The organism is Arthrobacter sp. D5-1 (assembly GCF_017357425.1).
Taxonomy (GTDB): domain Bacteria; phylum Actinomycetota; class Actinomycetes; order Actinomycetales; family Micrococcaceae; genus Arthrobacter.
The window spans coordinates 1613313-1634611 of the sequence record NZ_CP014571.1; the positions used below are offsets into that span (position 1 = coordinate 1613313).

Sequence of the window (21299 nt, forward strand, 5' to 3'; positions counted from 1 at the left end):
TCGGTGCGTGGCAGTACAGTAAAGGTATTCGAATATATGTTCGAATGCGCGGCGTGTCCTGCAGGGGAACAGCAGCGTGCGTGCTAAGGCCGAACGGAGGAGGAGGACGATGTCCAAGCCAGCACTCATGCATCAGATGCAGGAGATCGCCCACGTGGATATCAACTGCTTCTATGCGTCGGCCGAGCGTGCGTTCAATCCCTCGCTGGAGGGCAAGCCGCTGATCGTGCTGTCCAACAACGACGGTTGTGCAGTCACCAGGTCTCCGGAAGCCAAGAAGCTGGGGATCGGGCTGGGGGAGCCATGGTTCAAACTTGCTCCACGGGCCAAGGAATGGGGGCTCATTGCCCTCTCCAGCAACTACGAACTGTATGGGGACATCAGCTCCCGTGTCATGGAGCTCCTGGCCCGCTACTCGGCGTGGCAGGAGGTCTACTCCATTGATGAGGCGTTTCTCGGAGTGAAAGGGCAGCCCGAAGAGCTGCTGGAGTTGGGACGCACCATTAAAGCGGCGTGCCAACGGCACGTGGGGGTTCCGGTCTGCGTAGGTATCGCCAGAACCAAGACCCTCGCCAAGCTGGCCAACAAATGGGCCAAACACAATCCGGGCTTCAACGGAGTGTGCCGGTGGGACTCGATTCCAGAAGCCCACCGTGAAGCACTCATGGCACGGCTCTCCGTGATGGAGATCTGGGGTGTTGCCACCAGGCTGACCAAACGTCTGAATGCCATGGGGATCTTCTCCATCCTGGACCTGGTCCGGGCTGACCCAGTGGCTTTGCGGGACAAGTTCTCCATCGTCATGATGCGCACGGTGCTGGAATTGCAGGGTACCCCGTGCATCCCGATGGAGGAGGAAAGGATCGGGAGGGACCAGTTGATCTTCTCCCGCTCCTTTTCCACGCCGATCACGACGGCGGCGCAGCTGCGGCAGGTGCTCAGTATCTACGGACAGATGGCCAGTGCCAGGCTGGCCAAACATGACCTCCAAGCAAAGCTGTTGACGGCCTTTGCTGCCACATCGGTCTACAACCCCAACGACAAGTCGTTTCCCACCGTTAACGTCAAACTGCCCATGCCCACTTCGGATCCCGTGCTGCTGACCAAGGCAGCGCATGCGTTGGTTCCAAGGATCCAGGAAGGCGTGAGGTATGCCAAGGCCGGGATCATGGTCACTGACCTCCGTCCCAGCGGCAACCAGAAGCCCCTGGAGATCTTCGAGAACCGGCACGAAGAGCGTGGCATCGGCCCCCTGCTGGAGCAAGTCAGCAAGCGGTACGGCCGCGGCTCCATAGGTCTGGGGCACGCTGGAATCAAGGGAGGACCGGACTGGTCCATGAAACGCGACATGCTCAGCCCCCGGTACACCACCAACTGGGATGAACTTCCCTTGGTAAAGGCGGCCTGACGTGGGAGCCGCCACCTCGTAGAGACAGGGAGGCTACGCGCGCAGCCGGTACCCGCGCTTCACGACGGTCTCCACGAGCTTGCCGTCCGGCAGCGAGGAACGCAGGCGGCTGACCGTCATGTCCAGGGCATGCACAGAACCGCGCAGGTCCAGCAGGTCCGAGAGCGCTTCCCGGGACAGTACCGCTCCGCCCGCGCCGAGCAGTGCCCGCAGGAGCAGCAGGGGAGCCGGTGCCAGGTCCACCACCTCACCGTTGATCCGCAGGCAGCGCCCGCGCAGTTCGATCGTGGCGCTCTTGGTCTCCAACCGGCGTACATGGTTAAGGGACAAGTGTTCGGTCACCAAACGGATCAGTGCGCCCATGCGGTAACGGTCCGGGATCAGTGGCGTCAGCCCGGCGTCGACCAGTGGTAGTGCGGTGACCGGCCCAACAGCGGCAACAGTGACGGGCCCTTTAAGGGCTTCGATGAGCTGGCGGTACAGGCCCATTTCGTGAGCTGTGCTCCACATGGCGTCTACGGCCGGAGCGCTGGTGAACGTCAGTACGTCCAGGTTGCCGCCCACCACTGCCTCGATCAGGCGCGGCAGCTTGTCTTCGCCGTCGGGCTTCACCCAACGGTACGGGGTCACGGTCAGGACCGTGGCGCCGGACATGCGCAGCCGTTCCAGCTGGCGGACATCGGTGTATCCATGCAGTTGCACGGCGACCGTTTTGCCGCGCACGCCCTCGACCAGCAGCATATCCACCAGCGTGGCGGTGGTTTCGTCACTGCTGATCCCGACGTCGGCAAGTCCTGCAGCGCGCACGGCACCGCGGGCCTTGGGGCCGCGGACGAACATGCGGCAGGCGGACAGGGTTTCCAGGAGTTGCTCGCCGATACCGAAGGAATCGGCGGCTTCGCACCAGCGGCGCATGCCGTAGGCGGTGGTGGCGATGCAGATGTCCGGCTTGGCCGCGATGATGGTGCGGGTGTCCTCGATGAGGACCATGTCTTCCTGCACAGGGGCGATCTTCAAAGCGGGGGCGTGCAACACGCTGGCTCCGCGACGCTCCAGTGCCTCAATGAGGTCACGGGAGCGGCGGTGCGAGGTGACGCCGATTCGGAATCCGTCCAGCGGGGCGTCGACGGCTTCGGAAACCTCCGGAGCGGCAGTAGCGTCGTGGACTTCGATGGCGCGTGCAACAGTCATGTGTTTTTACCTTCAGGCTTCAAGGAGCGAAGCCGCCAGGCGGCTCAGTTCAGCGGATGCTTCTGCATGGTTGCGGTTGGCTTCAGCCACCCGGACCACCTCGCCGATGACCAGCACGGCCGGGTTGCTGCAGCCTGTGGCAGCTGTTTCGATCGTACCCAGATCAGCGATGGTGGTGCGCTGCCCCGGGCGGTAGCCACGTTCCACCACAGCCATGGGCATGTCCGCGTCCATGCCTGCCCGGCGCAGCCCTGCTGCAAGCTGGGGAAGGGTACCAATGCCCATGAGGACCACAATCGTGCCGCCAAGTCCGGCAAGGTGGGTGTGTTCCTTCTCGGTCAAGGGGGCATGGCCGGACACTACGGTGAACATGTGGCTGACTTCGCGGTGCGTGACCGGGATCCCGGCTGCGGCGGGAACGGAGATGGCGCTGGTGACACCGGATATCACCCGCACCGGGACGCCTGCCGCAACACAGGCGGCCACTTCCTCGCCGCCTCGGCCAAATACATACGGATCGCCGCCCTTGAGCCGGACCACGTTCTTGCCCAGCAGCGCAGCTTCCACCATGAGCTTCTCGATGTCACGCTGGGTCACCTTGTGCAGGCCCGGCTGCTTGCCAACATCCACGAGTTCGGCCGAGGTCAGGTCGGCCAGCTCCTGGTACGGGGCCAGACGGTCGTAGAACACCACATCGGCATCACGCAGGGCGTCCACGGCGCCAACCGTGAGCAGGTCCAAGGCTCCTGGACCTCCGCCCACCAAGGTCACGTGGCCGTCGGCGCCCGGTGCCGGCTCAAACGCGACAGGTATCCCCGCATCGCGGCAGCGTTCCACCAGCGGCAGCCACCCTGCGTCGCCGTCGTCCACTATCGCCACTAGGAACGGGCGCTCCGGAAGTTGACCGTCGCCCGGTACACCTTCCGGGGTGCTCAGCCGGTACACGTTGGCACCGGCGCTCTGATAGCGGCGGATGGCCTGGCGGGCGGACTTTTCCGATCCCGTGACAAGGACGTCACGGCCGGTGAGATCAATGGTGAGCTGCATGGTGAACCCCTAGTTTCCTGCGCCGACGGTTTCGCTGCGGACCGGGATGGTGGAAGCGATGAGCACGCCGCCCTTTTCCTCGTTGGTGGCCGGGCGGATCTGGCCGCGCTCCGGAACGAAGGAGATGGACTCGTCCTTCTGGTCGGGGGCGTTGACGAACGAACGGAAACGGCGGAGGCGCTCCGGGTCCTTCAAGGTCTCGGCCCACTCGTCCTCGTAGGTGTCGATGTGCTTGGCCATGGCCGCTTCAAGCTCTTCGGCGATGCCCAGGGAGTCGTTGACCACTACCTCCTCGACGTGCTTGATGCCGCCGTCGAGTTCTTCCTGCCAGCGCGCGGTGCGCTGGAGGCGGTCAGCGGTGCGGATGTAGTACATGAGGTAGCGGTCGATGTACTTGAGCAGCGTTTCGTCGTCCAGGTCCTTGGCCAGCAGCTGGGCGTGGGCCGGAGTTGCACCACCGTTGCCACCGACGTACAGGTTCCAGCCATCGGCCGTGGCGATGACGCCCACGTCCTTGCCGCGGGCTTCGGCACATTCGCGGGCGCAACCGGACACGCCCATCTTCAGCTTGTGCGGGCTGCGGAGGCCACGGTAGCGAAGCTCCAAAGCGATGGCCATGGCTACCGAATCCTGGACACCGAAACGGCACCATGTGGATCCAACACAGGACTTCACTGTACGGAGGCTCTTGCCGTAGGCCTGGCCGGACTCGAAACCGGCGTCCACCAGTTCCTTCCAGATGTCCGGGAGCTGCTCCAGGCGGGCACCGAACATATCAATGCGCTGGCCGCCGGTGATCTTGGTGTAGAGGTTGTACTTCTCGGCAACTGCGGCGATGACGCCGAGGCCCTTGGGCGTGATCTCACCACCGGCGATGCGGGGGACCACGGAGTACGTGCCGTCCTTCTGCATGTTCGCCAAGGCGCGGTCGTTGGTGTCCTGAAGGGAGCCGCGGCCGGCATCCAGGACGTAGGCCGAGTGCTGGCTGGCCAGGATGGAGGCGATGGTCGGCTTGCAGATGTCGCAGCCGGCACCGGTGCCGTACTTGGCCATGATCTCTTCGAAGGAGGTGAGTTCCAGGACGCGGATGGCGTCGAACAGTTCCTGCCGGGAGAGACTGATGTGCTCGCACAGCGCCTTGGAGACCTCGATGCCGGACTTCGTCAGTTCGCCCTCGAGGAGCTTCTTCAGCATGGGGACACAAGAACCGCACTGCGTGCCGGCGCGGGTGCAGCCCTTGAGTTCGCCGAGTTCCTGGACGGGAGCATTGCCTTCGCATGCTCCGCATCCGTTGATGGTGTCCCGGATGGTCCCGGCCGCAACGTTGTTGCAGGAGCACAGGATGGCGTCGTCCGGCAGTTCGGTCTCGGGAGCTTCGCCGCCACCGGCGGCGCTCAAGTATGCACCGGGCTCTGCCGCGAGCTCGCGTCCCAGCAGCGGGCGGAGGCTCATGTAGGGGGAAGCGTCGCCCACGAAGATACCGCCCAGGAGGGTCTTGGCATCGTCTGTGGTGACAATCTTCTGGTAGACGCCACGTGCGGGGTCGGCGTAGACGATTTCCAGGGAGTGCTCGGTCCGGGCAAAGGCGTCGCCGAAGCTGGCAACGTCCACGCCGGACAACTTGAGCTTGGTGGCAGTGTCAAAGCCGGGGAACGTCGCTTCGCCACCATGCAGGCGGTCCGCAACGATCTCGGCCATGGTGTTGGCGGGTGCTACCAAGCCAAGGCACATGCCTTCAAAGTTGGCCACTTCGCCGATGGCCCAGATGCCGTCCACTTCGGTGGCGCAGAAGTCGTTGATGACCACGCCGCCGCGTTGACCCAGGCTGAAGAGCTGTTCCTCGCCGTCTGCGGCGCGGAAGAGATCATCACGGGGCTTGACGCCAATGGCAACAATCACGAGGTCGGCATCAATAGTGCGGCCGTCAGCCATGAGGACACCGGTGACGTTTCCGTCGTCGTCCGTCACCACCTCCGAAGGGAAGACGCCACCGTGGACTTCGAAGCCCTTTGCCTCGATCAGGCGACCCAGAGACTGGCCGGCTCCCTCGTCCAACTGGGTATTCATGAGCCACGGAGCGCCGTTGATGACGATCGGAGTGGCGCCCAACTGCTCGGTACCGGCAGCGGACTCAAGTCCCAGCAGTCCACCACCAATGGTGACGGCGTTGACCTTGCGGCCCAGCTTTTCGCGAAGACCGGCAATGGCCCTGTTGATCGCCCACACGTCCTCGAGCGTGCGGTAAACGTGGGTGTGTTCAGCCCCGGGAATAGGGAGACGGGCAGCGTCCGAGCCCGAGGCCACTACCAGGTGGTCGTATTCGTACTTGTTCCCCGCGGCGGTGAGGACGCTCTTGGCCACCGGGTCAATCTTGACGGCGCGCTCGCCGGTCTTGAGGGTCAATGCCTCGTGGTCCCACATGGACGCTTCCCCCAAGGTGAGGTCAACATCGGTTTCCGTGAGGGCTTTGCTCAACGCTACGCGGTCGTAGGGGAGGTGTGCCTCTTCGGTCAGCACCGTAACCTGCCAACCTTCAAGACCGCGATTGACCATGGCATCAGCGAAACGGTGGGCAGCGGGCCCGCCGCCGACGACGACGACGCGGCGCGGGTTCTCTGTACTTGAAGTGTGTCCGGTCACTGGTGGGCCTTTCGCAGATGTTGCAGACGGATCTGTCGCAACTTGTGGTTCCAGCCTAGGGACGGGCAGTTTCGCTTCAGTTTCCCTTTTGTTTCGTGATCTTAACTTCTGCATCACAACCGCATTTCGCGGGGTGTGAGGTCTCTTTTACGCGTTGGACACAAACCCGGACACCTGACGAAACACCCGGGTCCTAGCGTGGAAGAGCGGCCGCAAGCGTGGCCCGGTCCGGGGGAGTGACGGTGGGAACAGCCACCACCCGGACACAGTGAGAGGGGCTGAAATGACCGTAATTCTGGACCGTGCCGAGGATCTGACCACCACCGGCGAGTGGCACGTCGTGTGCCCGGTGGATGAGCTCGAAATCGCCTGGGGCGAAGCGGCACTGATCGCCGGCCGCCAGGTTGCCCTGTTCCGCACTACGCCCACCGAAGTATTCGCTGTGGCACAGCAGGACCCGGCAACACTGGCCAACGTCATGGCGCGCGGCATCATTGGATCCCGCGGAAGCCGGCCGACCATCGCATCGCCGCTCCACAAAGAGGTCTACGACCTCGAAACCGGCGAGTGCTTCACCAACCCCGAACTGAGGCTCGATGTCTTCGCCACCCGTTTGGTGGACGGCTTTATCGAGGTTGAACTCTAAGCCAAGCCGGCTAAAGGCCCATGCTTCCTAAAGGCCCAGTGCTTCGCGGACATCCCTGAGGACGTCGTCCAGCGATGTCCGCGCTGCCTGGCGGGCAGCGGGGAGTTCCGCTGCGGAGTCCACGGCCTGAATGACTTCCAGGTAGCACTTGAGTTTGGGCTCCGTGCCGCTAGGCCGGATGATGACCCGGCTTTGGTCCCGGGTGAGGTACAACAGACCGTCTGTGGGCGGCAAGGCTTCGCTTCCCTCGGCGAGGTCAGTGAAGACCTCGACGGCGGAGCCACCGAACGCTTCCGGCGGGTTGACCCGCAGGCGGTTCATCATGGCATCCAGGAGTCCCAAGTCCGCTACCCGGATGCTCAACTGATCGCTGGCGTGCAGGCCGTGCACCAGGTAGAGGTCATCGAGCGTGTCGAAGATCGTCTTGCCCTCGGCTTTGGCAGCGGCGGCCAATTCCGCGATCAGGACTGCAGCTGAAATGCCGTCCTTATCGCGCACCAGATCCGGTGCCACACAGTAGCCCAGTGCCTCCTCATATCCGTAGCTGAGGCCGGGAACCCGTGAAATCCATTTGAAGCCCGTCAGCGTTTCCTCATGCTTGTACCCTGCGGCCGCGGCGATCCGCGACAGCAGCCGCGAGGAAACGATCGAGTTCGCGAAGACGCCGTCACGGGGTTCTTCGCCATCACTGACTGCCATGCGGGCCACAATGTGGGCACCCAGCAGCGCACCCACTTCATCGCCCCGGAGCATGCGCCAGGACCCCGTCGAGGGATCCAACGCGGCGACCGCAGCCCGGTCGGCGTCGGGGTCGTTGGCCAAAACGATGTCCGCACCCGCGTCTGCGGCGGCCGCGAGGGCCAGGTCCAGTGCGCCGGGCTCCTCCGGGTTGGGGAACGCGACTGTGGGGAAGTCCGGGTCCGGCTCGGCCTGTTCGGCCACGAGGGTTACATCCGTGAAACCCGCTGTCTTCAGGACGGAGACAGCCGTTTCACCGCCCACACCGTGCATGGGCGTCAGGACGATCTTGAGGTCCCTGGCGGGGAAGTGTTCACGATCCACCAGGCCGGCCATGGCGGATTCATAGTCGGCGGCAATGGCCGTCGGCAGCACTGTCCACCCACTGTCTGCCAGTTCGATGGAGTCCAAGGCACCCACGGCTTCAATCCGGGCGGCTATCTCTGCGTCGTACGGCGCGACGATCTGCGATCCGCGCCCGCTTTCCGACACTGCATGTCGTCCCAGGTAGACCTTATAGCCGTTGTCCTGCGGCGGGTTGTGGCTGGCTGTCACCATCACGCCGCCGTCGCAATCCAGGTTCCTGACCGCGTAGGCGAGCAACGGCGTCGGAAGAGCTGCCGGCATCAGGAACGTCTCGATGCCTGCCGCCGTGAAGATCGCCGCAGTTTCCTCCGCGAAAATATCCGAGTTGTAGCGGGCATCGAAGCCGACGACGGCGCGAGGCCGGGTTCCCGGCGCAGCGGCAGCTACCGTTTCGGTGAGGAAGGCCGCCAAGCCCGCCGCGGCCCGGCGGACGACCACGCGGTTCATGCGGTTTGGCCCCGGGCCGAGCGCTGCGCGGAGGCCGGCTGTGCCGAATTGCAGGGTGCCGTTAAAGCTGTCGCCCAGTTCCTGGGCTGCTCCCGCATCACCGCCGCTTGCGAGGTCGGCCAGCTCCTCCAGGGCAGCGGCCGTCGCCGGGTCTGGATCCTGGGAGGCCCACTCGCGGGCGTCGGTGAGCAGCTGTTCAAATGCGGCATCGCTGGATGTCATAGGGTCAAAACTATCCTCAATGAGCCGAGAACGAGCAACGAGGAGTGAGATCCCAACCTTAAATGCGGTTGTAAAGGGTGGGATCTCACTCCTCGGCGGGCCTTAGAGCGAGTGGGAAGTGATGGTGAAGTCCGTGTCGCCGCCCAGGCTGAACGCTGACGATCCGGTGTTGTCCCAGTCCGGGAAGAACGTGTCTGAAATAACCGCCGCTCCAGAGCCTGCGAAGACCTCCACCGAGGACGCATCCAGGAGAATCGTGAGCCGGACGGTGCGATCGTTCCCGGAGGGCTGCAGCCTCACCTCATGGAACGGGCTGAACTTCTCCGAGAAGTTACTGGTCCCGGCCTCTGACCGGTCCACCTTGAGGGTGCGCGATTCCTTGGCGTAGGAGATGCGGAGGCCGGCTTTGCCGTCCGAGGATTGGCGGAGGATCAGGCCGGACTCGCTCGCCGAGGCGAGGTTCATTTGCAGTTCAATCAGCTGGGTCCGGGCTGCGAAGTCCGCACCCAGGTCCTGGGGTGAGGACCCGACGGTGAGGTTTTTGCTCTTCACTTCACCGGAGCCTTCCAGCGTTTCCTTTGCGGCACCGGCGATGGCCGATCGCAACTCAAACCCCTTCGCGCCCCGAACCAGGGTGAGTTCGCGGGGAATGGCCATGGAACCGCGCCATGGCGTGGTGGGCACATCCTGGGCGTAGTCCCAGTTGCCCATCCAGCCCAGGAGCACGGGCTTGTTCCCGGGCGCGCCGGAAATGGAGTTTGCTGCGTAGTAGTCCGCGCCGTGGTCCAGCCACTGCGATTCCTCGAGCGGCGCATCCCCGGCAGCCGCGTTTTCAGCGGTGAAGCGTGTCCCGTCGAACCCACCCACAAAGTACTGCATCCCTGAGCCGCCGGCGATGCCCCCGGGATTGATGCTGAGGAGCATGACCCACTTCCTGGCCGTGGAGTCCTCCACATCCATCTGCACAAGTTCAGGTACTTCCCAGAGCCCACCTTGGGCGCCGACTCCGGAGAAGTCACTGAGGAACTCCCAGCGGAGGAGGTCTGTGGACTTGAACATCTTCACTACTTGGGCGTCGGCCACTACGGTGGTCATCACCCAGTAGCGGCCGGGCTCGTACCAAGTGATTTTGGGATCGCGGAAATTGTTGTTGGTGGGGTCGAGGTTCAGCACGGGATTGCCGTGATACTTCTGCCAGGTGGAGCCGCTGTCCAGGCTGAACGCGATCGATTGCGCCTGCGCGCCCTCGGGGAGGGCGCCGTTCTTGCCATAAGCGCTGGTGTACAGGGCCACCATGGGCGGGTTCTCTGCCGAGCCAAGGCCGGACGCATTGTTCGAATCCACCACGATGCAGCCCGAGAAGATCTCTTCGTCGGGGCTCGCCTCCATGGCTACGGGCTGCTCTTCCCAATGCACCAGGTCCTTGCTGGTGGAGTGGCCCCAGGACATGTTGCCCCACGAGTTGCCGTGCGGGTTGTACTGGTAGAAGGCATGGTAGGTACCGTCGTGGTAGACGAGGCCGTTGGGGTCGTTGAGCCAGTTCTTCCCAGCCGTCAGGTGTGCGACGGGCCGCCATGGATCCGAAGGGGACGGACGGTGCCCGCCCGGGGTGGGGGCCGCCGTCGGGCCTTCCGTTTGCGTGCAGGAAGCGGCAGAGAAGGCGACCACGACGGCGGCACTTGCGGCCAGCAATTGGCGGCGGGACAGGTGGGGGCTGGGGTAAGTCATGGGGAGAAATCCTGAGGGTTGGGGTGGCAGGGGTGCCGGCTCTTCTGGAGCCGACACCCCTGCCGTGGCCTAAGGGCCGGGGTGTTGCGGCCTACTTGTAGTGGCCTTCGCCGCCAACGCGGACGTTTGTGGGCAGGTAGCCGAATGGGCCAAGGCCGTTCTTGCCGAAGCTGCGGTCAACCTGCGTCACGCCGGCCTTGAAGTTCATCTTCACGGTGGGTGAGAGGGAACCGCCGCGGACGCCGTCCACGTTGTCGATGAAGGACTGGACGAGTCCGCCGGGCTGCACGTAGTGCGAGTACGCCTGGAACTGACGGCCGTTCTGGCGCGGGTCCGGACCTTCCGGAGCGTTGGCCTGCATGTTCAGGTCCGTGGGGGAGCCAAGGGCCAATCCGCTGTTGTTGACCGGCTGGTAGTCGGAGCGGACGCCGTTGCCGACGAATCCGTAGACGCCATCGGGGCCGCGCATGCCGTCTGCGTACGTGAACTGGTGGCTGATGGTGAACAGGTAGTACTTGTTCTTGCCGTTCTCGTTCTGGATGAAGATCTGCGGACGCTCAGTCTGGTCGTTGACACAGTTGGCGGACAGGATCGGCGGGAGGAAGCTCCACTTGGTCAGGTCCTTGTTGTCCGCGACAGCCAGGCCTACGTTCGCGGTCTGGTACCAAGCGCCGGTGCTGTTGACCTGGGCCAAAGTCTCGGCGTTGGGGTCGCCGGGGGCGTAGCCAAGGTCTTCCTGCTTGCACTTGTAGGAGCCGCGGGTGCCGCCGGTGTTTCCTTCGAAGACCATGAAGGTCTTGCCGGGGTGTGCCGGGTCGGCGAACGTGTACGGGTCACGGAACGCGAAACCGGGGTTCTGCGTCTTGTTCTGGTAGAGCTTTCCGTCCGGTTCCAGGAGCTTGGTGTGCTGGAAACCGTCGAAGGTCACGCCGTTCTGGTTGGCGTGGATGTTACCCAAGGCCTTGGCGATCGCGGCATCGGGAGCGATCCCGCCACCGCCTGCGTTCCGCTCGGCCACATCGTAGAACGTGGTGGCCGTGTAGAAGACGTTGATCTTGTTGCCTTGCATGAGGCGGGTGGAACCGGACCACTCGGTGTTGCCGATGGAGGTGTTGTCCAGGAACAGGTGTCCGCCGTAGTTCCACTTGTCCTTGGCCGGATCGGCGTTGGTCTTACGGAAGAAGTAGCCGATTCTGGCATTCCAGTGGCGCTGGTCGAAGCCGTAGCCCTCATGCCGGTCAGCCACCAAGGAGAAGATGACGTCCCAGCCCTTGTAGCTGATCTGGTTGGCATTCTCGTCGGTGAGGGACCAGGTGTCCCAGACCCAGACGTCGTCGTTCATGGCCGGGAAGTCCTTCGGGATTTCCGGCATCGTGACGTTCGGGCTCATCGAGTTCTGGCCGGGCGCAACATTGGGATTGCTCTGGGCCATGATCTGCTTGGCGTCCGCCCGTGTCCACTTGGACGTGAAGTCCGCCGCGGGATCGTACGCCTGTTGCGTGTGGTTGGTTGGCAACGGGAAGCCGGGTGTGGGTGCCGGCATGGTGCTCGACGGCGGATCGGCCGGCAGGTTCGCCTGCGCCGCCGGCGTCACCAGCAGGATGCTGCCGGCCACGCTGGCTGCGGCTGCGAGGGCTGTTGCCTGTCGCAGCCGGCGGCGCGGCCGTTGAGGGGTTGAGTGCGTGTTCATGCTTGCTCTTCTCGCGGAGTGTTGGACTTCGTGGAGTGGGGCGCATGCCCTGACCCCCGGTTGGGGGTTCTCTACAACTGGGGCGTCCATCGATCCGCTGGAGGCGTCACCGAGGGACGCCATCGTTTCGAGGTGCGGGGGAGCCTCGTAGGCCTCCACCGCGGTAGTCCCGGCACGTCGACTTACCGGGACACGTTCCACGCTAGACACGTGTTAGGTCGGACATCAAACGGTGTTTAGCGGGCGGTTTGAGCTACCGGCGGGTATATGCGCAAGCGTTTACATTGCCAACGGGCGCGCGTGCCACATCTGGGGGTGCAGGATCAAATGTTGCGCGATAAAACAGATTTATCCTGAGAATTTGCTGTGCGTTTACTTCCTCCCTGGAATTGTTAGCGCGCACCTCTTAAACAGCAAAGCGGGGCCACCGTGGATGGTGGCCCCGCTTCTCCGCAAAGTGGTTAAAGCTTGGCGATGATATCCGCCAGGAGCTTGGAGATCCGCTTGCCGGCTGCCTGCCCGGCTTCCAGGACTTCAGCGTGGCTCAAGGGAACAGGGCTGATGCCGGCTGCGAGGTTGGTGACCAGGGAAATGCCGAAAACTTCCATTCCTGCATGGCGGCCGGCGATTGCTTCCAGCGCCGTGGACATGCCCACCAGGTCTGCGCCGATCCGCTTGGCGTACTGGACCTCTGCCGGTGTTTCGTAGTGCGGTCCGGTGAATTGTGCGTACACGCCCTCCTGCAAGGAGGAATCCACTTCACGGGCGAGGTCACGGATGCGCGAGGAGTAGAGATCGGTAAGGTCAACAAATGTGGCGCCCTCAAGCGGTGAGGTTGCGGTGAGGTTGATGTGGTCGCTGATGAGGACGGGGGTGCCCGGGGTCCAGTCTTCGTTAAGCCCGCCGCAACCGTTGGTCAGCACCAAGGTCTTGCAACCGGCGGCGGCTGCGGTGCGTACGCCGTGGACTACGGACCGCACGCCGCGGCCTTCGTAGTAATGGGTCCGCGCCCCCAGGACGAGCGCACGCTTGCCCTCCTTGGTGAGAACGGAGCGGATGGTACCTACATGGCCCACCACCGCTGGTTTGTGGAAACCGGGGACCTCCGAAGCGTTCAGGGTGGCGGTAGTTTCGCCGATGAGGTCGGCGGCCTCCGCCCAGCCGGATCCGAGCACCAGGGCTACATCATGGGACTCGACGCCGGTCTCGGCGGCGATGAAGTCTGCGGCGGCCTTCGCGGCCTCAAAGGGGTCTGTGTTCATCAGCTCAGTGTTACTCACTGGTACAAGCTACCTTGCGGCCGCAGGACTTTGGTAGGGACCCGCGCGCTGGTGAGGGTGGGCTGAGTGGCAGCCCACGCGGCAATGAGCGAGAATTGAGGATTGTGACCACCCAAGTTGACTTCAGTGCCCCCCGTATCGCGATCCTGGGAGGTGGTCCCGGCGGATATGAAGCTGCCATGGTGGCCGCCTCACTCGGCGCCCACGTCACCATTGTTGAGCGGGCAGGCCTTGGCGGCTCTGCCGTGCTGACCGACGTCGTGCCTTCCAAGACCCTCATTGCCACCGCCGATCTCATGACCCGCGTCGGTGAGGCGGACGAGCTGGGAGTGAAGTTCGACGGCGACGGCACGGCCTCGAAGCCCCGCGCCGACCTCAAGCACATCAACGACCGCGTGCTCAACCTGGCCCGCGGACAGTCCGAGGACATCCGCGCCGGCCTGGAGCGCCTGGGCGTGGAGATCGTCATTGGGTCCGGCAAGCTCCTGGACAACAACACCATCGAGGTCCTGACCCTCGAAGGCACCCGCACCATTGATGCGGACGCCATCCTTCTGGCCGTCGGCGCCCACCCACGCGAACTCCCCACTGCCAAGCCCGACGGCGAACGCATCCTCAACTGGGCCCAGATCTACAACCTGGATGAGCTCCCGGAAGAACTGATCGTCGTGGGATCAGGTGTCACCGGCGCCGAATTCGCGTCCGCCTACAACGGCCTGGGCTCCAAGGTCACCCTGATTTCCAGCCGAGACCAAGTCCTCCCCGGCGAGGACACCGATGCCGCCAAGCTGCTGGAAGGCGTCTTCGAACGTCGCGGCGTCAACGTTTTGTCCAAGTCACGCGCAAATGCGGTGGAGCGAACGGACGACGGCGTCAAGGTCACCTTGGGTGACGGATCGATCGTCACGGGTACCCACTGCCTGGTGTGTGTTGGTTCCATCCCGAACACAGCCGGCGTCGGCCTTGAAGAAGCCGGTGTGACCCTCACAGAGTCCGGCCACATCAAGGTGGACGGTGTTTCCCGCACCACCGCCCCCAACATCTATGCTGCCGGTGACTGCACGGGCGTGTTCGCGCTCGCCTCCGTGGCAGCCATGCAGGGCCGCATCGCGATTGCCCACTTCATGGGCGACGGCGTGAAGCCGCTCAAGCTCAACCAGGTGGCGTCCAACATCTTCACCTCCCCGGAAATTGCTTCGGTGGGTGTGTCCGAGGCCGACCTTGCGTCCGGGAAGTACCAGGGCGATGTTGTGATGCTGTCCTTGCTCAGCAATGCCCGCGCCAAGATGCGCAACACCAAGGACGGCTTCGTCAAGATCATCGCTCGCAAGGGATCCGGCACCGTGATCGGTGGCGTGGTGGTGGGCCCGAACGCCTCCGAGCTCATTTTCCCGATCTCCGTGGCCGTCACGCAGAAGCTCCACGTGGACGACGTCGCAAGCGCGTTCACGGTGTACCCGTCCCTCACGGGATCCATATCCGAAGCTGCTCGGCGCCTGCACGTGCACATGTAGCTCCGTAGTCAGAGCCCGAGCGCCCGTTTCGAGGCTTCGCTGCGCACCATGCCGTTCGCACGGCACCCTGCGCAGCGAGCCATCGAAACGGGCGTTTCTGCTCCTAGTGGCGGAGTGCCTGCACAGCCTGTGCCAGCGGCATGCGCAGCGCGGGGCCGTGTCCCGGCAGGATCACGTTGGCTTGTACGCTCTCCAGCTGCCGGGCAGAGGCCAACGCCCCAGACGGGTCGGAGTGGTACATCCTGTGCAGCATCTGGGGTCCGGATGCCGGGCTGATCGGGTGGCCCGTGACAAAGGTGTCACCCACGGCAATCGCCTGGGCACCCGGCAGCAGCAATGCGACGTTGCCAGGGGTGTGCCCGGGGAGCGGGATGGCCTGGGGGTGGCCCGGCAGGCTGTGGAGTCGGTCCGTGGTCCAAGCCTCCGCGCGCATGGCCGGCTCCGCTTGAAGGGCCTTGGCTTCGATGACGTGGAGCATCCACCGGAAAACGCGGGGACGCCATGCGCGGAGCAAAACCTGCCCGAACGTGACCTGATGCTTCTCCCTGCCCTGAACGTGGGGGAGCTCCTCGGGGGAGCAGAGGATGGGCGTGCCGAAGGTCCGTGAGAAGTACGCCGCAGATCCGGTGTGGTCCACGTGCCCGTGCGTGATGAGCATGGCTTTGGCGTCGGCGGGCTCCAGGCCCAGCTCCCGGATCGATTCCAGGACGAGGTCGCGGTCGGCAGGGTAGCCGCCGTCGATCATCATGAAGCCTGAGGAGTCACGGACGAGGAGCCAGTTGGACGCAGGTCCCTCAACAAAATGGACGCCGGGCGCGGGTTCGGATACCTTCACACCGGAATTCTAGGTTGTTCCTTGCTCTGGTGACGCGAGAACGCTGGAATGCTGCGGGATCGCCGATCCGGACCAGGCGATTTCGCAGCGTTCCAGCGGGATCGCAACCGGCTCCAGCTGCGGTGCTTCCGCGGTCTCAGGCGGCAGCCGCTTGGAAGTGTTTTTCGATGATCCCCTTGATGTCCCCATGGCAGCCCCCGCAGCCCGTTCCGGCGCGGGTGGCCTTGGAGACCTCGCCAACTGTGCTGCAGCCCTCCAGGACGGAGCCTGAGATGGTGGAGGCGCTCACTCCTGCGCAACGGCACACGGTCCGCTGGGGATCGTTGCTGGTGGCGCCGGTGTCCAGTTGGTCGGGACCATCGAGCCGGAGCAGGAGGGAGCGGTCGGCGGGCAGCTCCGAGGAGCGCTCGAAGAGCACCACCAGCTCAGCAGCCGTCCGGGGCATGCCCACCGCAACGAGGCCTTCCAGCACCCCGCCGCGGGTGGTCATCTTCACGTAGCGGCCGTGTTCGGGATCGGCCCACTGGGAGATCTGCCGGCGGGCACGCCCTGAAGCAGCACCGGCTTCCAGCAATTCTTCATCCCAGGGATCAGCCACGTTGTCTCCCGCCACGGCAAGGTTGATGCTCCGTGACTTCAAGACCACCACTCCGGGCTTTTCCTTGGGGAGCGGCTCGAGGGCATCCGCGGCGGCCTGGCCGTCCCGGGCAAGGACCACGAGGTATTCGGCCAACCACTCGGCCTGCCGCCACCCCGGGCCCACCAGGCCGGACGGGCCGGTGGCTGTGCGGCATTCAACGCAGGAACCGTCCGGGCAGCGCACTTCTGCACAGTCGCCGATCGCGAACATGTGGGGCTCGTGATAGGTCCGGAGGTGGTGGTCCACCAGGATGCCTGCGCCGGTAGGAAGTCCACAGCCCTCGGCAAGTTCGATCCGGGGGCGGACACCACACGACAAGACCAGCAGATCGCCGTCGATCGCTGAGCCGTCATCCAGCAGCAGCGCTGAGAAGCTGCCGTCAGGGCCGGACGTTTCGATGCCGGTGGAACGGGCATTGCCGGCCATCCGGACGCCACCCGCCCGCAGGCTGTTGGTAAGGACGGAGCCACTGCCGCGGTCAATACTACGGCCCAGGGGGAAGGGTCCGTTGTGGACCACCGTGGTTTGGGCGCCCTCTTCAGAGGCCGCCAGCGCGGTTTCCAAACCCAGAACCCCGCCGCCCAGGACCACCACGCGTTTGCCATCGGCAACCGCGGCGCGAAGCACGGCAGCATCCTGCAGATCGCGCAAAGCTGTGACTCCGGCCGGAAGGACGGGCTTGGCCGGATCGGGGTTGAGCCCGGTGAGGTTGGGAATGACCGGACGCGAGCCAGTGGCAAATACCAGGCGGTCGTAGTGTTCAGAGGTGCCATCGGAGAGGACTACCTGCTGGCGGGCGCGGTCGATCCTTTTGACCTTGGTGCCCAGGCGGACGTCAACGCCGTCGGACTCCAACTCGGACGCATCGGCCATCGCCAACGCCCCGGCCGTGGTGCGCCCCACGCCGAGCTCAGCAAGCATGACCCTGTTGTACGCAGCCTCTGTCTCTTGACCCACCACCAGCAGTTGTACCAGCCCCGTGCGGACGGCGGGGAGCAGTTCGTCAATAAGCCGTGCTGCCACTGGTCCGAATCCAACTACAACAATGCGCTCGCTCATGATGCCTCCTTGACGTGCAGTGGCAGCCGCGTCCCGGCAGGAACTGCGTACGAGTCCAATTCCTGGGTGGAGACTGCCCGCCGGACCCATACCCGGCTGGTCTTGAATTCCGGCATGCCGGAGATGGGATCTGTGGCCGCTTCGGTGAGGCGGTTGGCGTTTTCCTGGCCGGGGAAGTGGAACGGCAGGAAGACAGTGTCGGGTCGGACGGTGGCGCTGAGTTCAGCGCGGCACAGCACTTCGCCGCGCTCATTCGTGACGGTGGCGTAGTCGCCATCGGCGATGCCGCGGGCAGCTGCTGTGCCTGGGTGGATGAGGAGCCGGGCCTGTGGCTGTGATGCCATCAGCTCGCTCACGCGACGGGTCTGGGCGCCGGACTGGTAATGCTCCAGGAGCCGGCCGGTAGCCAGGGCCAGCGAATCATCCGCAAACGAACGGACGGCCCGCTTGGAGGGGGTCACCGGAACCATGACGGCCCGGCCATCGGCGTGGGCAAATCCGTCGGCGAAAAGCCGCGGAGTCCCGGTGCTTCCCACAGGATAGGGCCAGTAGGCAGCTTCGCCCCGGTCCAGCATGGCGTAGTCGATGCCCGAGTAATCGGCCAAACCACCTGCGGATGCCAGTCGCAGCTCTTCAAAGACGGTCTCGGGATCGTCGCTGAACGTTGAAGGGGCCTCAAGAAGTTCAGCCAGCCGCGCCATGAGCCACAACTCGCTGCGAACACCCGGGGGAGGAGTCAGTGCCCGGCGACGTCGGATCACGCGGCCTTCGAGGTTGGTCAGCGTGCCCTCTTCCTCGGCCCACTGCGTCACAGGCAAAACTAAATCCGCTTCAGCAGCTGTCTCTGACATGAAGAAGTCGCAGACCACCAGGAAGTCCATGCTTCGAAGTCCTCGGATCACTGCGTTCGTGTCCGGCGCCGAGACCACTATGTTGGCACCATGCACGAAAAGGCACCTGACGCCGTCGGGCTGTCCAAGAGACTTAAGAAGTTCGACGGCGGGCAAGCCGGGACCGGGGATGAGCGACTCGTCGACGCCCCACACGCCGGCCACGTGGGCGCGCGCAGCGGGATCGGTGATCTTGCGGTAGCCCGGGAGCTGGTCGGCCTTCTGTCCGTGTTCGCGGCCACCCTGGCCGTTGCCCTGACCGGTGAGCGTGCCGTATCCGCTTCGCGCAGAGCCGGGCAGGCCAAGGAGCAGGCTGAGGTTAATGGCCGCCGTGGCGGTATCCGTGCCGTCCACGTGCTGTTCCACACCGCGTCCGCTGAGAATGTAGCTGCCGCCGTCACGGGCTCCTTGCGCCAAACGGCGGGCGGTTTCACGGATCAGGGTGGCTGGGACGCCGGTGATGGACTGGACGCGTTCCGGCCAGAACGCCGAAAGGCTCCGCACCACGGCCGCGTAGCCGCTGGTGTTGGCCTCGATGTACGCCGCGTCGGCCAGGCCTTCGTGAACCACCACGTGGCTGATGCCCAAGATGAGAGCCAAATCGGTACCTGGCGTCGGCTGCAAGTGGAGACCGCCGCCGTCGGACGTGAACGCAGCAGTAGCCGAGCGGCGGGGATCCACCACGATCAGGCCACCGGCGTCCCGTGCGCCCTGCAGGTGCTGGACGAACGGAGGCATGGTCTCGGCAACGTTGGAACCGAGCATGAGGATCACGGACGCGGTGTCGAGGTCCGTGACAGGGAAGGGCAGTCCGCGGTCCACACCGAAGGCGCGGTTGCCTGCCGCAGCAGCGGAGGACATGCAGAACCGGCCGTTGTAATCGATCCGTGAGGTACGCAGTGCCAGCCGGGCGAACTTGCCCAGCAGGTAGGCCTTCTCGTTGGTGAGGCCGCCGCCGCCGAAGACTCCTACGGCGTCATTCCCATACCGCTGCTGGGTGTCCTTCACAGCTGCGGTGATGAGCATGAGGGCCTGGTCCCAGGAGATCGGCTGGTGGATGCCGTCCGATCCTTTGAGCATGGGTTCGGTGACGCGCCCGTTGTGACGCAACAACGACGCCGATGTCCAGCCTTTGCGGCACAGCCCGCCCCGGTTGGTGGGGAAGTCGCGCCCGGATACTTCCAGGGGAGCGGCCGGGGCTGCCTCCGGTGTGTCCGCTGCCGCTGCTCCCGGCACTGCCGAAGCAGCCGGGGTCAGCGTCATGGCGCACTGGAGCGCGCAGTAGGGGCAGTGGGTATCGGCGCCGTTGGGCATCTAGATGTGTCCGATCGTGTTGCGCTTCTGGGCAGGGTGGATATAGAAGACCCAGCAGACGATGAGCATCAGGACATAGGCTCCAACGAATCCGTAGAACGCCGGGGTGTAGGAGCCGCTGGCCGAGTTGGAGGCATTCAGCACCTGGGGGATCACGAAGCCACCGTAGGCGCCGATCGCGGAGATCAGGCCCAGCGAGGACGAGGCGAGCCGCGCCGTGGTGGTGCTCGGGGCTCCTGCGCGGGCGGCCCGGCTGGACGTTGCGAAGATGACAGGGATCATGCGGTACGTGGCACCGTTTCCGAACCCGCTGGCCAGGAAGAGCAGCAGGAACAAGGTGAGGAAGAGCCAGAAGTTCTTCAGCGGCAGCGTCCAGATCATGGTCAAGGTGATCACAGCCATGGAGGCGAACGAGGCAATGGTCATCCGGGCGCCACCCATGCGGTCAGCCATGCGGCCACCGTAGGGACGGGCCAGGGAGCCAACCAGCGGGCCCAGGAAGGCAAGTGAGAGTGCCACAGCACCGACATGGATGGAGGAGAAGTCCGGGAAGTAGTCTTTGATCAGCTTGGGGAAGACGCCCGCGAAGCCGATGAAGGAACCGAACGTTCCGATATACAGGAACGCCATGATCCACAGGTGCGGCTCCTTGAGGGCGGCAAGCGAACCGGCTACGTCACCCTTGGCGCTGGTGAGGTTGTTCATGTACTTGTAAGCGCCGAAGGCGGCGATGATGATCAGCGGAATCCAAATGATGCCTGCCATCGGCAGGTTGACGGTTCCGGCGGCCAGGAGAGTGATGGCGATCGGGACAACAAGCTGGGCGACGGCGGCACCCAGGTTTCCGCCGGCGGCGTTCAGTCCCAGGGCCCAACCCTTTTCGCGGGCGGGGTAGAAGAAGGTGATGTTGGCCATCGAGCTGGCGAAGTTGCCGCCGCCAAAGCCGGCGAGGCCAGCCATGAGGAGCATGACGCCGAAGGGCGTTTCCGGGTTTGAGACGCAGATAGCCAGGCCTGTGGTGGGGATCAGCAGGAGCAGCGCCGAGACGATGGTCCAGTTCCGGCCACCGAACTTGGGAACCATGAAGGTGTAGGGAATGCGGAGCGTGGCGCCTACCAGGCTGGGGATGGAGATGAGCCAGAAAATCTGGTTGGTATCAAAGGCAAAACCGGCCGCGGGGAGCTGGACCACCACGATGGACCAGAGCTGCCAGACGACGAAACCGAGGAATTCGGCGAAGATGGACCAGTAGAGATTGCGCTTGGCGATGGACCGGCCTTCGGCTTCCCACTGGCCCTTGTCCTCGGCATCCCAGTTGGCAATCCAGCGGCCGGGGCGGTGTTCAAGAGCGGGGGCTGCGGTGGCAGTGGACTGGGCGGGAGCCAGTGCATCTACGGTGCGGTCAACAGTCACGGAGTGCCTCCTTGGTGGGGGACGTTGTTATTCCAAGGTAGGTTTTGCGCATTTCGTGGACGGGCGCCGTTTGTAAACGTGCTGTGACATTTCCCTATCGGCGGGGTCACCGGCGCGTGAGGCGCTGGTGAGGTAATGTGGCGCGGACCACAGAGTGGGATTTTCCTGTATGTCCGCATGTTGGACTTAGTTGTCCAGTCAATGGACGGCGGGAACTATTATTGAACTCTC

General features: G+C 64.3%; 14 protein-coding genes. 3 read left to right on the forward strand and 11 right to left on the reverse strand.

The window, feature by feature from the left end; genetic code table 11:
* Positions 1-109: 109 nt before the first annotated feature.
* Positions 110-1408, forward strand: coding sequence for a Y-family DNA polymerase (locus tag AYX22_RS07485; RefSeq protein WP_207596869.1), 1299 nt, complete (start codon positions 110-112; stop codon positions 1406-1408).
* A gap of 33 nt (positions 1409-1441) precedes the next feature.
* Here AYX22_RS07485 and AYX22_RS07490 read toward each other — a convergent pair whose 3' ends face one another.
* From AYX22_RS07490 to nirB, 3 genes are read right to left on the reverse strand one after another with little or no spacing between them, the layout of a single operon-like run.
* Positions 1442-2599, reverse strand: a complete 1158-nt coding sequence (locus AYX22_RS07490) for a uroporphyrinogen-III synthase (RefSeq protein ID WP_207596870.1) — start codon at positions 2597-2599, stop codon at positions 1442-1444.
* 12 nt (positions 2600-2611) lie between these two features.
* A complete protein-coding gene (gene cobA / locus AYX22_RS07495) occupies positions 2612-3646 on the reverse strand; it encodes a uroporphyrinogen-III C-methyltransferase (RefSeq protein WP_207596871.1) in 1035 nt (344 codons plus the stop codon).
* Between the two features lie 9 nt (positions 3647-3655).
* Positions 3656-6286: a nitrite reductase large subunit NirB gene (nirB, locus tag AYX22_RS07500; RefSeq protein ID WP_207596872.1), complete on the reverse strand. Its 2631-nt coding sequence runs from the start codon at positions 6284-6286 to the stop codon at positions 3656-3658.
* Between the two features lie 283 nt (positions 6287-6569).
* Between nirB and nirD the strand changes: the two genes are divergently transcribed.
* The gene (gene nirD, locus AYX22_RS07505; protein ID WP_207596873.1) at positions 6570-6932 is read left to right on the forward strand and encodes a nitrite reductase small subunit NirD; all 363 of its coding nucleotides are present in this window, start codon (positions 6570-6572) and stop codon (positions 6930-6932) included.
* 27 nt (positions 6933-6959) lie between these two features.
* Here nirD and AYX22_RS07510 read toward each other — a convergent pair whose 3' ends face one another.
* The 4 genes from AYX22_RS07510 to AYX22_RS07525 form a co-directional block, all read right to left on the reverse strand.
* Entirely contained in the window at positions 6960-8705 is a 1746-nt protein-coding gene (locus tag AYX22_RS07510) for a phospho-sugar mutase (protein ID WP_207596874.1), read from the reverse strand.
* Positions 8706-8807: 102 nt separating this feature from the next.
* Positions 8808-10433 carry a glycoside hydrolase family 32 protein gene (locus AYX22_RS07515; RefSeq protein WP_207596875.1) on the reverse strand — a complete coding sequence of 542 codons (1626 nt, stop codon included), beginning with the start codon at positions 10431-10433 and terminating at the stop codon, positions 8808-8810.
* 91 nt (positions 10434-10524) lie between these two features.
* Positions 10525-12123 carry a glycoside hydrolase family 68 protein gene (locus AYX22_RS07520; protein ID WP_207596876.1) on the reverse strand — a complete coding sequence of 533 codons (1599 nt, stop codon included), beginning with the start codon at positions 12121-12123 and terminating at the stop codon, positions 10525-10527.
* A 461-nt stretch (positions 12124-12584) separates the two neighbouring features.
* Complete coding sequence (locus tag AYX22_RS07525; protein ID WP_207596877.1) at positions 12585-13385, reverse strand: purine-nucleoside phosphorylase; 801 nt, start codon at positions 13383-13385, stop codon at positions 12585-12587.
* Positions 13386-13507: 122 nt separating this feature from the next.
* On the opposite strand from AYX22_RS07525, the gene AYX22_RS07530 reads away from it, so the two are divergent.
* Positions 13508-14917, forward strand: a complete 1410-nt coding sequence (locus tag AYX22_RS07530) for an NAD(P)H-quinone dehydrogenase (protein WP_207596878.1) — start codon at positions 13508-13510, stop codon at positions 14915-14917.
* Positions 14918-15020: 103 nt separating this feature from the next.
* On the opposite strand, the gene AYX22_RS07535 is transcribed toward AYX22_RS07530, so the two are convergent.
* The 4 genes from AYX22_RS07535 to AYX22_RS07550 form a co-directional block, all read right to left on the reverse strand.
* Positions 15021-15752: an MBL fold metallo-hydrolase gene (locus tag AYX22_RS07535; protein WP_207596879.1), complete on the reverse strand. Its 732-nt coding sequence runs from the start codon at positions 15750-15752 to the stop codon at positions 15021-15023.
* A 136-nt stretch (positions 15753-15888) separates the two neighbouring features.
* Complete coding sequence (locus tag AYX22_RS07540; protein WP_207596880.1) at positions 15889-17451, reverse strand: FAD-dependent oxidoreductase; 1563 nt, start codon at positions 17449-17451, stop codon at positions 15889-15891.
* On the reverse strand, positions 17448-19655 hold the full coding sequence (locus AYX22_RS07545) for a molybdopterin oxidoreductase family protein (protein ID WP_207596881.1): 2208 nt from the start codon (positions 19653-19655) through the stop codon (positions 17448-17450). The genes AYX22_RS07540 and AYX22_RS07545 overlap by 4 nt, the downstream gene beginning before the upstream one ends.
* Entirely contained in the window at positions 19656-21068 is a 1413-nt protein-coding gene (locus tag AYX22_RS07550) for an MFS transporter (RefSeq protein ID WP_207596882.1), read from the reverse strand.
* Between the last annotated feature and the right edge of the window lie 231 nt (positions 21069-21299).

What these genes read in the sequence shown, in the direction of transcription:
- AYX22_RS07485 (WP_207596869.1), top strand. Translation starts at nt 110, where the DNA reads ATGTCCAAGCCAGCACTCATGCATCAGATGCAGGAGATCGCCCACGTG.
- nirD (WP_207596873.1), top strand. Translation starts at nt 6,570, where the DNA reads ATGACCGTAATTCTGGACCGTGCCGAGGATCTGACCACCACCGGCGAG.
- AYX22_RS07510 (WP_207596874.1), bottom strand. Translation starts at nt 8,705, where the DNA reads ATGACATCCAGCGATGCCGCATTTGAACAGCTGCTCACCGACGCCCGC.
- cobA (WP_207596871.1), bottom strand. Translation starts at nt 3,646, where the DNA reads ATGCAGCTCACCATTGATCTCACCGGCCGTGACGTCCTTGTCACGGGA.
- AYX22_RS07490 (WP_207596870.1), bottom strand. Translation starts at nt 2,599, where the DNA reads ATGACTGTTGCACGCGCCATCGAAGTCCACGACGCTACTGCCGCTCCG.
- AYX22_RS07540 (WP_207596880.1), bottom strand. Translation starts at nt 17,451, where the DNA reads ATGAGCGAGCGCATTGTTGTAGTTGGATTCGGACCAGTGGCAGCACGG.
- AYX22_RS07515 (WP_207596875.1), bottom strand. Translation starts at nt 10,433, where the DNA reads ATGACTTACCCCAGCCCCCACCTGTCCCGCCGCCAATTGCTGGCCGCA.
- AYX22_RS07545 (WP_207596881.1), bottom strand. Translation starts at nt 19,655, where the DNA reads ATGCCCAACGGCGCCGATACCCACTGCCCCTACTGCGCGCTCCAGTGC.
- AYX22_RS07525 (WP_207596877.1), bottom strand. Translation starts at nt 13,385, where the DNA reads ATGAACACAGACCCCTTTGAGGCCGCGAAGGCCGCCGCAGACTTCATC.
- AYX22_RS07520 (WP_207596876.1), bottom strand. Translation starts at nt 12,123, where the DNA reads ATGAACACGCACTCAACCCCTCAACGGCCGCGCCGCCGGCTGCGACAG.